The organism is Serratia sp. (in: enterobacteria), from assembly GCF_052400455.1.
Taxonomy (GTDB): Bacteria; Pseudomonadota; Gammaproteobacteria; order Enterobacterales; family Enterobacteriaceae; genus Serratia; species Serratia ureilytica.
The window spans coordinates 1,610,451-1,627,456 of sequence record NZ_CP185812.1 but is presented as its reverse complement, the minus strand read 5'-3'; the positions used below and the strand labels follow the sequence as shown (position 1 = coordinate 1,627,456).

Sequence of the window (17,006 nt, the reverse complement as noted above, 5' to 3'; positions counted from 1 at the left end):
TGAAGAGAAAACGGTATGTGCGCCTCTTGAGCGATGAAGGGTTAACTGCAGCATCACCTTTTCCTGGGGGTGAACGTGGCATCGCGCTTGGGTGGCTTCTCGTTATCTTTCGGCAGAATTCGATACCCTCTCAGGAGCATGACCGCATTCCAAGCCCAAGCCCAAGCCCAAGCAGACATTCTTTATGAATCAAATAAAAAACAAGTAAACACAACCTGAGAAATACACGCATGAAATTGAAAAAGAGCAGCTTAACGCTGCTCTTTCAGAGTCATGCTTATAGTGGAATAACCTCTAGCGATTACGGGCAAAATACTGCGCGACGCGCAGCACATCCTTCTCGTCCAAGGTGCCGGAGTCGCTCAACAAGGTAATCCAAGACTTGATATAGGTGTATTTGGCGGAGGCCAAGTCACGCTGGGCGCTGTAGAGCTGCTGTTCGGCGTTGAGCACATCGACGTTGACGCGCTGTCCCGCCAACACGCTCTGCCGGGTCGCCGTCACCTGCGTAGTCGCCGACTTCACCGCCAATTCGTAGGCCGCCAGTTTGGCACGACTGCTGATGCACAGATTGAACTGCTTGCGCAGATCGTTCAGCGTCGTGCCGACTTGCGTGTCCATTTCGGCCATCGCCTGGCCGTAGCGCGCCGCGGCCTGCCGGGTGGAGGCCGCCACGCCGCCGCCGGAGTAAATCGGCAGGCTCACCTGCACGCCGATGCTGTCGGTACGATATTTCTGGTTAACCGTGTTATCGCTGCTGGAGTCGTTTTCCGAATGCGAAGCGTAAAGTTGCACGTTCGGCATAAAGCCGGCGCGGTTTCTCTCCACTTCGTATTTCGCCGCATCGACGCCATGGCGCGAGGCGGCCAGCACTGGGTTGTTTTCCAGGGCGATCTTTTGCCACTCTTCAAACTTCGACGGGATCAGCGGCGCCACCTTGAATTGCCCTGGCCGTAAGCTCTGCAGCTCATCCAATTGATTCAACGGCACGCCGATGATCACCTCCAGCTCACGCTGCGCAGCGTCCAGCGCGTCGCGCGCTTCTATCACCTGCGCCTCTGCCAGGCTGTAGCGCGCCTGCGTTTCGGAGACGTCGGTCAGGGTCCCCTCACCCGCGCTCATCAGACGATCGTTCAACGCCAACTGTTCTTTATAGGCTGCTTTCTGCGCCTCGGCCAAGGCGATTTGATCTTTGGCATAGGCCACTTCGACATACGCGCTGATCACCCTCACCGCCAGATCGAGCAGTTTGCCGCGATAGCGCTCATCCGACATCATCGTCTGCGCCACGCCGCCTTTATAACGCGCATAGGCCTCATAATCGAACAGCGGCTGCGTCAGCGTCACCGAGCTGGAGTAGCTGCGGTACTGCTGGCGCCGCGTCGCTTCCGTAATGTTGCCAAAGAAGTCGCTTTGTGGATATTTCTGGGTTTGCCAGTTACGCGGCGAATTCTGGTAATTCAGCGATACCTTCGGCAGCAGCCCCGCCCTGCCGATATTTTCGTTTTCATCTCCCGCTTCTTTCTCTTTTATAGCCGCCCGAAAAGTCGGGTCCTTTTCTAATGCCAGCGAATATGCGTCTAAAATCCCTATCGAATAAACCGGCGCAGACATCGCAAACAAAAGGGTGCCGATAACCAGACCGGCAGCCTGTCGTTTTGAATGAATCAAAATTATTCCTCGGTTAATGAAGTATGAGCGCGATCCAAAATAGGTTTAAACAGATAGCTCAGCAGCGAGCGCGACCCCGTTTTCACGAACACCTCCACCGGCATCCCCGGCTTGATGTCCTCGCCACTGAGCATTTTCATGCCCTCCGGCGAGACCGTGACCTGCATCTGGTAGTAGGGTTCGCCATTGGTTTTGTCGACCAGACGGTCGGCGGAAACCAACGTGACCGTTCCCGGAATTTTCGGGGTTTTGTTTTGGTTGAAGGCGGTAAACATCAGATCCACCGGCAACCCGTTGTACACCTTATCGATCAGGTCGACTTTGAGGCGAGAATCCACCACCAAAGTCGCCTGGCTGGGCACAACGTCCATCAGGTGGTCACCCGCTCCCACGACGCCCCCCTGAGTGAAGATATTCAATCCGACCACGGTGCCGTCCACCGGTGAGGTGATGGCGGTGTTGCCCAGATCGAAATCGGCCATTTGCAGCTTGTTGCGGAACTCGCTGGCGTCCATTTGGGTTTGCGCCAGCTGCGTTCTGACCTCGCGCTGATAATCAGCAAAGCGCTGATCGATGCGTTGCTGAGATTCCTGCAGTTGCTTTTGCAATTGGCCAATCCGCCCGACGGTTTCGTCGATACTGCTGTTCACCTCGGCGAACTGGCGTTGAATTTCCAGGTAGCGGTTGCGCGGCAGGTATCCGTCCGCGGCCAACTGCTTCATGCTGTTCATCTGTTCACGCAAACTGGAAAGCTGGATCTGTTTATTGGCACGCGAATCCTGCAGGCCTTTCAACTGGAAGCGGATCCCGTCCATCGACTGCTTATAGCCGTCTATTTCACTTTGCAGCCCTTGGCGGCGGGAAGCGAACAGCTGCGTTTGCAGCGCAATAATCTCCGCGACGCGCGGCTGATCCTTGATCTTGGCGAAGATCGGGGAAAACGTGACATTGCCCAGCCCGTCCCGTTCAGCAAGCAGGCGCCCTTCGGTAGCCAAGGTGGTGTAGTACTGATCGCGCAGCGAATCGACCTGCGCTTGCGCCTGCACCTGGCTCAGTTGCACCAGCACCTCGCCGGCTTTCACCTTATCGCCGTCTTTCACCGCGATATTTTTGATGATGCCACTGGCCGGAGCCTGCACCGTTTTACGATTGCCGGAAACGGTTACCGAGCCCGGCGACGCCACCCCTTTATCCAGAGGCGCAAACGCCGCCCAGGCCAAGAAGCCGAACACGCCCACCCCCAGCGCCAACCACCCCAGGCGGGTATAACGACGCTCATCCAACGGGATCTGTTCTGAGTACGAGTCATGCGGCTCGCCAATATGCGTAGACATACCAACTCCTTTGACTGCCGGCGACGCAACGGCGCCGCCAGGCGAGTTCACGGCTTAATTAGTTTGAGTTTTAGGGATATCGCCTTCATCCGGCTCGGAGTTCACCGCACGCACCGCCTGCGGAGGCACCTGCGCTTTTTGCGCATTCGCCAGGGCCTGCAATACCTGCTGCGTTGGGCCAAACGCATTGACATTCCCGTTAACCAGCAGCAACAGCTTGTTGGTCATCGCCAGCAGATTGGTGCGGTGAGTAATCAGGATCACCGTTTTATTGCGCTGTTTAAGGAACGTAATGGCCTGGTTCAACGCCCGTTCACCGGCATCGTCCAGATTGGAGTTGGGTTCATCCAGCACGATAAGAGACGGATCGCCATACAGCGCACGTGCCAAACCGATACGCTGTTTCTGGCCGCCGGACAACCCGGCGCCACCGCTGCCGATCACCGAATCATAGCCATTGGGAAAGCGCAGAATCAGCTCATGCACGCCGGCCAACTTGGCGGCCTCAATCACTTTCTCCGAGTCCAGCTCGTTGAAGCGGGCGATGTTCTCCGCGATGCTGCCGGCGAACAGTTCAATATCCTGCGGCAGATAACCGATATAGGGCCCCAACTCGTCCTTGTTCCACTGGTAGATGTCGGCATTGTCCAGTCGCACGATGCCTTCACTGACCGGCCAGATGCCGACCAATAGACGCGCCAGCGTCGATTTGCCGGAGGCGCTTGGCCCAATAATCCCCAGCACATCTCCCGGCTGAACGGCGAAACTGACGTTATGCAATACCGCGCTCCCCTTCGAGCCCGGCGGCGTAGCGGTCACCCCTTCAACGGAAACCACCCCTTCCGGACGCGGCAGCGACATGCCGGTACCGCGAGGCGGATGCTGTTCCAGCAGGCGCACCAGACGCTGATAAGCCAGCTTGGCGGAGCTCCAGCTTTTCCATACGTTAATCACTTGCTCGATCGGCGCCAGCGTGCGCCCCATCAAGATGGAACCGGCGATCATCATGCCCGGCGTGATGTGCCCATCGATCGCCAGCCAGCCCCCCAGCCCCAAAACCAGCGACTGGAGCGACAAACGCACAAACTTGGTGATCGATGTCACCCGCGATGCCCGCTCGCTGGCGATACGCTGACTATTCAGGAAGCGCTGGTGTAAACCGAACCAGCGTCCCTTCAGGTTAGGCAGCATCCCCAGTGCTTCGATCACTTCGGCATTGCGCAAATTCGTGCTGGCCAGATTGCCTGACATGATTGAAAGCCGGCTGGCATCCGCCAGAGGCTTCTTCGACACCACTTCGTTGATCACCGCCAGGGCGATCAACAGCAAGGAGCCCACCAGGGCGAACAACCCCAACCAAGGGTTAAACAGGAAAATCACCAGCAGATAGATCGGGAACCAGGGCGCATCGAAGAAGGCAAACAGCGCACTACCGGTCAGGAATTGGCGCACGTTGGTCAGATCGCTCAGCATCTGGCCGGCATCGGACGAGCCGTTCTTTAAATTCGCCTCGTAAGCCGCCGTATAAATGCGCGTATTGAGGCGCATATCCAACTGGCTGCCGATGCGGATCACCACCATGCTGCGTACGTATTCCAGCAAGGACATCATGCCGAACATACCCAGCATGATCAGCGTCAGCATTAACAGCGTGATTTCATTGCGCGAAGGCAGCACCCGGTCGTAAACCTGGAGCATGTAAATGGAAGGAACCAGCATTAACAGGTTAATAAACGCAGTAAATATACCAACGGTCCAGAAGACTTTGCTGCGTGTACGTATAACATCCGCAATTTCGTTGCGCGGGATAAATTGATTCACGTTCTGCCCTTACATCATGTGCACTGTCAGTCCAATCCGCATTGACCCCCTACCTAAAGAAATTCCTAAAAAAAGAATTATCCCGAGAAGGCTCACCCCAAAGAAATGCCCGAGACTGCAGATACTTTTGTTAACTATAGGTAGAGAAAGTGAAAACCGGCAAGGTGGGTCATAAAAAAAAAGCCGGTCAACGCGCCTGACAAAAGCCCAACAAAACAATGCGATATGAGAAAATAAAAGCAGGGAGGGAAGATAACGAAATGGAATAACTTAGAGAGAATGACGCCGCTCACAAAATTAAACATGCGGGGGATTACGCCCCCGCATTATTTAACCCCAAATAGTTCCATATGGAATTATTTGTTATTGCAACTTTACCCTTAGGCGTAGTGCAGAGTATCCACCAATTGCTGGTGGTTCTGGCCAGTCAGGTAAATGACCGTATCGTTGGCATCCAGCGTGTGGTTATTGTTATTGTCAATAATCACATAGGAGTCAGCATTGTTACCTGTCCCGCTGAACACCACCGAGGCCACGCCCACCTTCGCCGTCAGCGAGTTAGGATTGCTCAGGCCCAGGATGCCACCCAACAGACCGACAACGCCGGTAGTTAGACCGCCAACCAGCGAACCTAACAGCGCATCCAACGTATCTGAAGCGCGAGTACCGTAATCCGCCACCGCGGTACCGGTGTTGGACAGGGTCAGGCCGGAAGCGGCATCGACGATCTTGTCTTTCGCGGTGCTGAAGTCGGTGATGGTGACCCCCGCCTGCGAGTTACTGGATTTCAGATCGTAAGTATTCGCTCCGTTACCGCCAGTCAGCGTGGTGTTACCCAGCACGTTGAAGCTGTCGGTCGTCGACGTCCCTTCCACCGTCAATTGGTAACCGTTCAGACCCAGCGTGTTCAGCAGCGGAGTCAGCAGCGCCGTGGTAGCCGCACTCAACGGCAAGGCTTTCAGCAGTTGCACGATAATACCGTCACCGGTACCCGCATGGCTTGAATCCAGGTTCAAACCACCGGTATTGGCAGAGGCATTGATGTCGCGCACGTTGCTGTAGCCCGCGCCCACGGTCAGGTTCAACGCATGGTCGCCGGTCACGTTGATATTCTGAACCTGCGCGTTGGTGCCTGCCAGAGACAGAATATTGCTGAACGCACCGGTCCCGCCGGAAGCCACGTTCACCGTCGTCAATGCCGTCCCCAACAGAACGCTGCTGCTGCTGTTCAGGCTGATGGCGCCAGCATTCACGTTGGCAGAGCTCACCGCATCAAAGTTGATGTTGAAGTGATCGGTGGCATTCTGCACGAAGGTGAAGTTCAGCGTACTGGCGGAGGTCGCGTCCCCTTTCACTTCCAGCTGCGCGGCGTTGCCGCCGGCGGCGTTGATGACGTTGACATTAGCCAGGCCGGAGATCACAAACCCTTGCGCACCCAGGTTGGTTGCCGCCGCGTTCTGGGTGACAGTGCCCCCCGTGGTGCCTTCCACCGTGGACGTGCCGTTGGTCAGGCCAAAGTCGAAGGTGTTGGTCGGTGTTGTGACGGTAGTGGTAGTCGGTGAACCAACCAGCGGTGTCGTAATCAGCGTACCGACAGACTTGCCGATATAACCGGTCAGATCAATCTGCTCGAAGTTCGAGAAGTTGTTGGCGTTGCTGGTTACGGTGCTGGTACGAACGCCCAAGGCGTTCTGGTTGGTCACCACGGTTTTGGTGATGAAGTTGGCGGAGATGGAGTCCGTCCCTGCGCCACCGTCAGCCTTGACGGTATTGGCGACGGTGTTCGCCGCGCCGGCAACGGCGTTACCCGCCCAGTGCAGGCTGTCGTTGCCGGCGCCGAGGTTAAACTGCGCGGTACCGGTCGCGAGATTTGCCGTCGAAGTAACGACCACATTGTCCGCACCTGAACCGGTGTTCAGAATGATATTGCCGTTGTTGACGGTGACAGCAACCCCAGAACTGGCGCCGTTGTCAGACAGGTTCACCGTTGCCGCGCTGGTGCCGTTGATGGTCAGGTTGGCCAAGTGATCGGCGAACTTCAGGTTGACCAGGCTGGCGGCGTTGGCGTTCAACACCACGTTGGTCAACACCGCGGTCTCCGCATTGCTCAACGCATGGCTGGCGCCGGTATTGACGGTGCCGGTGCCGTTGCCGCCCCCCGCCGTAACAGACAGGTTGGCACTAGTTTTATACAACAAGCTGGTGCCGATATCGAATTCGAAAGCATGCTGTTGGGTTACGGTTGCTGCATCCGTCGCGGTCGAAGAGCGCAGATCATTAATAATCGCTTGGGTAATGATCCCTTTGTCTGAGCCCAATGCGCTGTAAATAGCCAGTTGAGCCGTCGTGGCGGCAACGCCGTGCACCGCGGTGAAAACATGCTGGATAAAATCAGTGCCGGTTAACTGCCCGCCCTTACGTTGGAACTCGGAAGAACTAACCAGGTTACCGATCAATGAGTTATATGACATGCCGGCGGCTAACGCTTTGCTCCAGGTGTCTAAACCGGAAGCATCAACGCCGCGTTCCGGAACGCCCAGGTAGACAGCCGCGATTTGTTCCTGGAACGCCAATCCTGGGAGATGGCCTGGTTGGTACACGGTCGTAGCGCTATTGAAATGTTGCTGCGCCGTCAGATCGCCGGCCGCGACGGTGCCACGCAATCCCTGGATAATATCAACCACCAGATCGGCACGAGTCGCGCCCCCCTGCAGCAATGACAGGAAGCTGGCAGATTCGGCAGAGGATGGCGCACGCTCGTAACCAAATTGGAACAGACGAGCGATAAATGCGTCGTCACTCAGCGAAGTCAGGTAAGAACGCCCCGCAATGTTGGCGGCCGCAGCCTGAGTGATCGTCATCCCGGCATTGATTTTAGCGCCAAAATAGTTGACGGCATCGGCAGTCACGGTCGAACCGATAACATGCAAAATAGCTTGAATATCCGATGCACCTTGCCCTAAGGCAGCGGAGGCCGTCGAAGGATATAGCAACGTGTTAACCGTGTTTTGGAATGCGGTCTGTTGAGCCAATATCGTGGCGTCGCTACCGCTGTAGTTCAGCAACCCGCTGACGACATTGGAAACCGCCGAACTCAGGGTGTTGCCATTCAGGAAATCAGTCAGTTGTTGAGATGTGGCGGCAGAGCCGTACTCACGGGTATAGATAATCTGCAGAATTTCCGAGTCGGTTTTCCCAGAATAGAGCGCATTCCCGCCGGAAGAGCTGATGAAGAACTGTGCCAGTTGCGCTGCGGTTTGTGTGCCACCCTCGAGCTGCTGCCCATAGGTGTTGATCTCGGTCAGAGACGGAGTACGTCCCAAAACCGAATAGTAGATCGCCGCCGCCTGCTGCTGAGATGCTAGAGAAGCCATAAAAAACTCCTAATCTAAGTGAGATAAGGTAAAAAGAACGTTCCACACAACTTTCGATGTTCAGCAACATAAGCTTAGCTGCTGAATTTAAAGAAGTTTGGTCTTGCCTGTAAACTCAACATCAAATTAATAGCAATAAAATCAATTCCAGCTAAATAACTCTCCTAAACGCGCCCATAGTTATTTACTGAGTAAAGTATCTGATGACCGGATCTGTCAAGGAACGCAATGAGATTATTGTTATGTCAATTAAAGGCAGCACATCTAACGGTAAGGCGATGGTTAATAAGATGATTTGTTTAAACTTCGAATAAAATGGCAATGATATTGCCATTTTCATATAAAGATCGCTTCAGTGGTGGCTCAAACCTAAGTTAGACAGAGAAAAACCATACTAAATAGAGAGGATTTTTTCAGACGTGCAATGCCGGTTAGTCGCCGCGGAGGGATGGGGGATAGGGGCATAAGTGATATAAAGATAAAAACTATCTAATTGAAGAATAAAGATATTACATGAGCGTTGAAAAGTTGGAGCGCGGTGATGAAGGCGGGAAACAGGCATAAAAAAAGGCATCTTCATCGATGGTGATGAAGATGCCCATAGATAATACCTGTAGAAATGAATCAGGTAATTGCAGCAAACATGCTCAGAGAGGCATCGCTTTGACCAAGCTGGACTTAACTCTTCTGCCAAAGTGGATCGATGGCAACTCGATATATTTGTATACCAAATATGAAACCGGCAAAGTTAAAGTCGCCCCGACGCTCCCCCAAAGATAGCGAGTGCCATTGTCGAGATTAGCTGTCAGATGTTCGAATACAATCAATAGGCTAGGATGAATCAGATAAATAGAGTAGCTAATAACACCCATGAGCACCATGAATTTGTTATGAATTTTGAGCCGCGTTGTCAACAGGATGAACAGCAGCATGCTGAAATAATACGTCAAAGTATATCTCATCGTATGCCCGGGCTCCGAACCATAGGAATAGAAACTGACTAGCGGAATGACACAAGCAAAAATCGCGATATAGTAAATCGCCTGTTTTTTAGCGAATAGATCGCCTTCCAACAAATATGAACGCCATAAACCGCCAAACATCATGAGTGACAATGCAAGCGGCAGAGCGACAGGAAACGCAGCATCCAGTTTATGCCTGGCAACTCCCATCGCCAGAGCAACACCTAACATGACAAGCGCAGAAATAAAATTGAATCTTACCTTGTTGAGTAACCTCAGAATGAAGGCAAATACACACATGATGTAAAAGACCAGTTCAATAAACAGCGTCCAATATACGCCGACAATATCTTTCACGTGCAAAGCCGTTTGAAACATGGTGATGTTGGCCAAAATTTGCCGCAAGGGGAACTGCTCACCAAAGCAATAAGAAACAACAAGATACAAAAACAACGAGAACCAATATCCAGGGTAAAGCCTGAAAAAGCGCGAGATGAAGAAGGCTTGAACACCGCCGTTTTCACGACGAAAACTAAAGGGAATGATAAACCCGCTGATAATAAAAAATAATACGACACCTATTTTACCGACATCAAAAACATGGGAAAAAATATACTTATCGTAACCGTAAATCGGCACCAGAAAATGGGCAATAACTACACTTATCGCCGCAATTCCTCGTATCGAGTCTACATAATCCAAACGAACAGGAGTTTTATTGTCAGCGGTGGTTTTCGCCTGTTTCTCTATTTGCATAGAAACCACCTGATGTTGAGAAAAATATTTATCAGTCATAATCCAGGAAAAATAAAAGCCCAAAATAGTAAAAAAAATATTAACGCGTCGGCGATGAGATAGGCTTATCGGATAACATCAACACAGGAGTATCTCCTTGCAACACAGTTTTCTGGCTGTTTAACTCAATCAACGGTTGGGCGGCAGACTCTTTCGTCTTCTGTACTGGCGCGCTGCTGATTAATGATCTCAAACCATTTGCCTGAGCTGAAGGTTGCGCCACTTGCGGTTTTTGCCAATAGAGCATCGCATACTGATTACCGCTGCCCTTCAACGCGATACTTATCACGCCGTCAGACGATGCTTTGTAGTCACTTACGGTGAAATCGCGCGCTACTTTGGCAATTTTTTCGTAAGCCAATGCGGCAGCTTTTGGTTGTTCCTGTCGATTTAGCAAGCCAAACCGATGTTCATTGATTGCCGGGTTGTCACCATCATCAATGAGATCATACCACCAAATACCTTTGATATACGGTCGAGATTTAGCCAACATCGTATACTTAACAACGTATTGAGCCGCAGCAGCATCACTTAACCCACCGGGCCCATTGTAAGTCGGCACCCCCATCTCTGTAATGTAAACAGGGACGCTTTTCTTGGCGAAGGCTTTCACCCTTTGCTCAAATTTATCGATAGCGTTGAGGTTATCCTCTGGCGTTCTTAACGCTAAGTCCGGCAAACGGTAGGAATAAGGATGCAACGAGATACCGTCAATATCATTAAGTATGCCTAGCTTCATCAATTGGTCGAACCAACTGAGCCCCGCCGGCCCCAAAGGATTAAGCGAACCGGCGAGAACGATGGCATCGGGGTCTGCGCGTTTTACGGCGGCGGATGTCTTCCTAACCAGCTCTGCAAACACTTCAGGCGGAGGAATGGCCGTTTTTTTACTCATACCGGTTCCCACCGTCCACTCATTCCAAACTTCGTAATATTTTACCTTTCCCTTAAAGCGCTTTGCGGTCCAGTATGCATAATTGGCAAATCCATCGATAGCCGCAGGCGTTGTGGGGTAGTCAGGTGCGTTATAGGCGGTATTCCCGTAGGCGAGAATGAGTAAAGAATTCAACCCATACTGAGAGAGACCGTGTTGATAAGCATCATCTTCCTTAGTCAACGGATCTGCGACGTTCATCGTACCAGGTGTTCGCTCTACCAATCCCCACAAATAGCCGGCTCGGAAAGAAGTAAAGCCATACTCCTTGATTAACGACAGATAGTTGTCTGTCGGTTTAGGGTAGTGACGTAAATGTACGTTCACACCCACCTCAAACGCATTCGCGTATCCGTATGAACCGAACAATAACGCGCCCGCAACCGCGCATGCTTTTACTATTTTCGCATAGCCATTTACGGGGCTACGTGTGGTACCAGGCTGGATTTTCAACGCGACCTCCTGCACGCCCCCAGGCAACCTGTTGAACAGGAAGCCCGATGAGGCAATTTACCATCAGAGTAATTAATAGGCTGTTTTACTGACGAACCCTTTAAATATCGTCAAGAAAACAATCTTTACATCCAACCAAACGCTCCAGTTCCGAATGTAGTCAAGGTCAAATTCAACACGCTTTTCCATTTTATCCAGCGTGTCGGTTTCACCCCGCCAGCCATTTATCTGGGCCCAACCTGTGATGCCAGGCTTCATTTTATGCCGCAGCATATAACCCTTGATCAACTTACGATACTGCTCATTATGCGCAACGGCGTGAGGGCGTGGCCCTACAATCGACATGTCGCCTTTCAGCACATTGATAAATTGTGGCAGCTCATCGAGTGAAGTACGGCGAAGAAATGCCCCCACCGGTGTCACCCGCGAATCGCCCTTTGTCGCCTGAACGACTTTATCGCCATTCTCCATTACCTTCATGGAGCGAAACTTCCACACTTCAATTGCCTTGCCATCCATGCCGTATCGGCGCTGTTTGAAAATCACCGGGCCGGGAGAAGTAAACTTCACTGCGGCTGAAATCAACACCAGTACCGGTGAAATAAAGAGCAGGATAAAAATGGAGAGAACAATATCTTCTACCCGCTTTATCACCTGGTTAATACCACTCATTGGTGTATCAAACAACGAGACAACGGATACGCCGTTAATTTCTTCCGATCGCGACTGCAACATATTAAAGGTGAATATGTCTGGAATCAGCATCACGGAACACGTGGTATCGGAAAGTTCAGTCACCGTATCCTTGATCAGTTTTTCTTGCTCCATAGGCATCGCGATATAAATCCGATCAATTCGACCACACTTAGCGTCCTCAATTAGTTGCGCTAAATCGCCACGGCGTTCGATCACACTATCCAATGGCTCTGCACTGTCATCATAGATACCCAGTACCCGGAATCCCATCCAATGCGCATCACTCAACGTTTCCGCGAGCCGAAGACCAACCGGCATCGATCCCATGATGGCGATATTACGGGTGTTAAATCCTAAATTCCGCATATATCCCAGCATCAAACGGATAGTGCTGCGTGTAATGACTAAACCGCAGCAAACAAATAAGTACCATTGAATATATACTATATATTCATTATTAAAATCATTGACAAATGCAACAGCGCCCGAAGTCATCACCAAGCTTATCGTCCAGTTTTGGATAATAAGCCGAATCTCTAACCCTGCTCGCACACCGCGCCAGGAACGATAAAAATCCGTAATGCCGCCGATCATTTGAAATATCACAATCGACGTTAATACCATAACCCAGTGTTGTATGGCGAAGCGCGTTCCTGAAATCAGACAGGATAAGTAGAGCCCGCAAAAAACGATAAAAATATCGGAAAATCGTTGCAACATTGATGTCAGGGACGCATTGGTATGCAAACTCCCACGACGGAAACCATTCATAGATAACGGCCTATTCGCTAGCATAGTATAGATGCCTTTTGTTAGTTTTCTCTGGTACCTATATTCCTAAAGCCGGGGCAATACAGCCCCGAACTTCCAATATAGCGTAAGTGCAGAGTTTAACTGCGGAGCAAGGCAAGAATTTCCTCTGTTTTCTGCTGCATCAATGACGGATTCGCCCGCGACTCAACGTTTAAGCGAACCACCGGCTCCGTGTTCGAGCTGCGTAAGTTGAATCGCCAGTCAGAAAACTCCAAACTGATACCATCGGTGTGATCGAACAGCAGCGCATCAGACCGATAGCATTCCAGGACTTTATCAATCGATGCCTGAGGATCTTGCAGATGGCTGTTAATCTCCCCGGAAGCCGGGTAGGCAGCCATGCGATCGGCCACCAATTGTCCGAGGGACATATTCTTCAGACAAAGCAATTCGGCAACCAAGAGCCATGGGATCATGCCGCTATCGCAATAAGAAAACTCGCGGAAATAGTGGTGAGCACTCATCTCACCGCCATAGACAGCATCTTCCTTACGCATGCGTTCCTTGATAAAGGCATGGCCGGTTTTCGACATGACAGGCACGCCACCGCTGGCGTTGACCACATCAATCGTGTTCCAGCTTAAGCGCGGATCGTGAATGATTTTGGCACCGGTTTCTTTCTCCAGAAACGCCGCAGCCAGAAGGCCAACAATATAGTAACCTTCAATAAAGCCGCCCTTCTCGTCAAACAGGAAGCAACGATCGAAGTCGCCATCAAACGCAATGCCCATATCGGCACCATGCGCGCGAACCGCTTGCGCCGTATCTTCACGACACTCAGGCAACAGAGGATTAGGAATACCGTTAGGGAAATTACCATCCGGCTGATGGTGAACCTTGATAAATTCGACCGGAACTTGCAGTTGCTTGAAACGTGCTTCAATGGCATCGATCACATGCCCTGCTGCACCATTGCCGGAATTGACCACCAGTTTAAGCGGCTTCAGATTTTTGACATCGATATAGCCTAGCAGGTGCTCAATATAGGCATCCTCTACGGAAATCTTACGGTAGCTGCCACGCGCAGAGGGATCCACTTCGGCAAACGCGTTCCCTTCGGCCAATCGCTGAATATCGCGTAAGCCGGTATCACCGCTGATCGGTTTGGCCTGGCTTCTCACCAGCTTCATGCCATTGTAATCCATAGGATTGTGGCTGGCGGTCACTTCAATGCCACCATCAATACCCAAATGGAAAGTCGCGAAATAAATCTCCTCGGTACCGCTGAGCCCGATATCCAGTACGTCAACGCCGGCATCACGCAAACCTTCAGCCAGCGCCAGTTTCAGCTCTTCACTGGTCAAACGAACATCGCCACCAACCACAACTTCGCGTGGTTGCAAAAACTCACCGTAAGCCCGACCGATACGATAGGCAATATCCGTATTTAACTCCTCACCTAACCGGCCACGAATGTCGTATGCTTTGAAACAAGTTAAAGTTTGAGTCATCTAAAAATCCTTACCAAAAAATTTACGAAAACATGTCACGCTTAAGACACATCACCGTTATTTGTATTTTCCATTATCATCAATGCGAATAATATCGTCTTCACCCAAATAAGAGCCGGATTGAATTTCAATCAAATCCAATGCAATTTTCCCTGGGTTCTCTAATGAGTGTTCAGTACCTAATGGAATATAAATAGATTCGTTTTCAGTTACAAACTTCGTCTCACCGCCTTTTATAACTTTGGCGGTACCCGAAACGACCACCCAATGCTCTGAACGATGATGGTGCATCTGCAATGAGAGTTTCTCGCCAGGTTTAACCGTTATCTTACGTACCTGAAAACGCTCGCCTTGCGCAATGGCGTCATGCTTGCCCCATGGGCGGTAGACCTCACGATGCTGCTTGCATTCCGAACGCTGTCCACGTTTCAGATGATTGACGATCTCTTTAACATCTTGCACTTTATCTTTATTCGAGATCAACACAGCATCTTTGGTTTCAACGATAACCAAGTTATCTACACCTACCGTTGCGACCAATTTATGTTCGGCACGAATATAGTTATTTGAACAATCATGTTGCAACACATCACCAAAGGTGCTGTTGCCGTTTGCATCTTTCGCACTGATGTCCCAAAGCGCCGACCAGGAACCGACATCGCTCCACCCCGCATCCAACGGCACCACGATGGCATCCGCTGTCTGCTCCATCACCGCATAGTCTATGGACTCATCTGGGCAGACAATAAAGGCTTCGCGATCGACACGGACAAAATCCAGATCCGGCGCCGTATGCAGCAAGGCCTGACGACACGCAGCCAAAATATCCGGCCGAAATTTATTCAACTCCTCGAGATAACGGCTGGCTTTAAACAGGAACATCCCGCTGTTCCATAAGTATTCTCCGCTGGCAAGATACTCTTTAGCCGTCGACAGATTCGGTTTTTCAACAAAGCGAGACACCCGAGAGGCAAGCGCCCCATCAATACTTTCACCTTTATGGATATAACCATACCCTGTTTCCGGACCGGTCGGCACAATCCCGAAGGTCGCCAGCTTTCCTGCTTCAGCGTAAGGCACCGCTTGCAATACAGCCGTACGGAATGCTTCCTCATTCTGGATAACATGATCTGCTGCCAAAACCAGCAATAAGGGATCTTCGCCGCCAGCGGTCGCCTGCAACGCGGCCAGTGCAATGGCCGGTGCCGTATTGCGCCCAACCGGCTCCAAAATAATGTTGTGGGATAAACGAGTAATCTGTCGCAGCTGTTCTGCAACAATAAAACGGTGCTCTTCATTGCAGATCACCAGCGGGTTTGATATCTCCAACCCATCAAGTCTGTTGACCGTGGTTTGCAACATGGAAAATTCACTGCACAACGCTAAAAACTGTTTCGGAAATAATTCTCTTGAGAGAGGCCATAAACGGCTTCCGGTACCGCCAGCCATAATTACAGGATAAATATTACTCATAATAAATCTCACCGATCAGTATTTTATGGTTTTCGCGGTATTGAACTCATGCCATTTGGCATTAATGTATTCGGTCAGCTCACTGCGAAAACGTTCCGCAGAGAATTTGCAGGCTTGAGTACGACAGTCAACAGGGCTGATTTGGTCCTGTATTTTCTCAAATTGCTCTACGGCAGCGACCAACGAAGGGACCGTTTGTTCCGAGAAGAAAAGCCCGGTAGGATTGCTGACGCCAAACGGACGCACGGTTTCCAACGCGCCACCTTTACCGAAGGTGATAACGGGTGTTCCGCATGCCTGCGCCTCTACCGGCGTAATGCCGAAGTCTTCTTCAGCAGCGAAAACAAACGCTTTGGCTCTGGACATGTGATCCTGCAATACCTCATTGCTCTGGTATCCCAAGATCTCAACGTTTTTGCCCGCTTTGGCTTTGATCTTCGCCATCTCCGAGCCGTCGCCGATCACGATCAGCTTCTTGTCAGGCATCGCACTGAAAGCTTCAACGATCAAGTCCATACGCTTATAAGGGACCATTCGCGACGCCGTAAAATAGAAATCATCCTTGTTTTCATTAAGTAAGAATCGATCCACATCAACAGGTGGATAAATAACGTCGGCTTCACGGCCATACACTTTCTTAATACGACGCGCAATAAACTGTGAATTAGCGATAAAATGGTCAACGCCATTAGCGGTACGATAGTCCCACATGCGAATTTTGTGCAGCAACCATTTAGCCAACCGCCCTTTCATGCCCTTCATCAAGTTAGCTTCGCGCAGGTATTGATGCTGCAGATCCCAGGCATAACGGATGGGCGAATGCACATAGCTGATATGCAGCTGATCGGGTCCAGTCAGAACGCCTTTGGCCACAGCATGACTGCTGGATAGCACGACATCATGAGAGGAGACATCAAGCTGCTCAATAGCCAACGGCATCAGAGGCAAATACTTTTGATAGCTGGTCTTGGCTTTCGGTAGATTTTGTATGAATGTGGTTGTGGCATGCTTGTTGTGAATCTGTTGTCGAGCGGCATCCGACAAAAAATCGACCACGGAATAGAGAGTAGAATCGGGATATATGTCAATAAACTCTTTTATTACGCGCTCAGCTCCTGCGTAGGTCACCAACCAATCGGCTACGACCCCGACATTTAACGACTTCTGTTCAGACATACCTCTCCCCAACTCACCTTAAATTTGAAATCCCAATACAAGAATACTCTTCA

Annotated in this window: 10 protein-coding genes; all 10 read right to left on the bottom strand. The window is 51.1% G+C overall.

Translation table 11 applies throughout. The features are described from left to right. Nucleotides 1-294: 294 nt before the first annotated feature. Entirely contained in the window at nt 295-1,671 is a 1,377-nt protein-coding gene (locus tag ACORQT_RS07780) for a TolC family outer membrane protein (RefSeq protein ID WP_033650617.1), read from the bottom strand. A 2-nt stretch (nt 1,672-1,673) separates the two neighbouring features. Then, entirely contained in the window at nt 1,674-3,005 is a 1,332-nt protein-coding gene (locus ACORQT_RS07775) for an HlyD family type I secretion periplasmic adaptor subunit (RefSeq protein WP_042784051.1), read from the bottom strand. Between the two features lie 54 nt (nt 3,006-3,059). Continuing rightward, complete coding sequence (locus ACORQT_RS07770) at nt 3,060-4,826, bottom strand: type I secretion system permease/ATPase (RefSeq protein WP_033650615.1); 1,767 nt, start codon at nt 4,824-4,826, stop codon at nt 3,060-3,062. A gap of 380 nt (nt 4,827-5,206) precedes the next feature. Next, complete coding sequence (locus tag ACORQT_RS07765; protein WP_042784050.1) at nt 5,207-8,200, bottom strand: beta strand repeat-containing protein; 2,994 nt, start codon at nt 8,198-8,200, stop codon at nt 5,207-5,209. A 647-nt stretch (nt 8,201-8,847) separates the two neighbouring features. Further along, on the bottom strand, nt 8,848-9,918 hold the full coding sequence (locus tag ACORQT_RS07760) for an acyltransferase family protein (RefSeq protein WP_164057315.1): 1,071 nt from the start codon (nt 9,916-9,918) through the stop codon (nt 8,848-8,850). 79 nt (nt 9,919-9,997) lie between these two features. Further along, complete coding sequence (locus tag ACORQT_RS07755; protein ID WP_232091346.1) at nt 9,998-11,344, bottom strand: cellulase family glycosylhydrolase; 1,347 nt, start codon at nt 11,342-11,344, stop codon at nt 9,998-10,000. Between the two features lie 72 nt (nt 11,345-11,416). Then, nucleotides 11,417-12,811: an undecaprenyl-phosphate glucose phosphotransferase gene (wcaJ, locus tag ACORQT_RS07750; protein WP_072628010.1), complete on the bottom strand. Its 1,395-nt coding sequence runs from the start codon at nt 12,809-12,811 to the stop codon at nt 11,417-11,419. A gap of 119 nt (nt 12,812-12,930) precedes the next feature. Next, nucleotides 12,931-14,304 carry a phosphomannomutase CpsG gene (gene cpsG, locus ACORQT_RS07745; protein WP_042784047.1) on the bottom strand — a complete coding sequence of 458 codons (1,374 nt, stop codon included), beginning with the start codon at nt 14,302-14,304 and terminating at the stop codon, nt 12,931-12,933. Between the two features lie 57 nt (nt 14,305-14,361). Continuing rightward, on the bottom strand, nt 14,362-15,777 hold the full coding sequence (locus tag ACORQT_RS07740; protein ID WP_042785671.1) for a mannose-1-phosphate guanylyltransferase/mannose-6-phosphate isomerase: 1,416 nt from the start codon (nt 15,775-15,777) through the stop codon (nt 14,362-14,364). 15 nt (nt 15,778-15,792) lie between these two features. Next, entirely contained in the window at nt 15,793-16,953 is a 1,161-nt protein-coding gene (locus tag ACORQT_RS07735) for a glycosyltransferase family 4 protein (RefSeq protein WP_033650610.1), read from the bottom strand. Between the last annotated feature and the right edge of the window lie 53 nt (nt 16,954-17,006).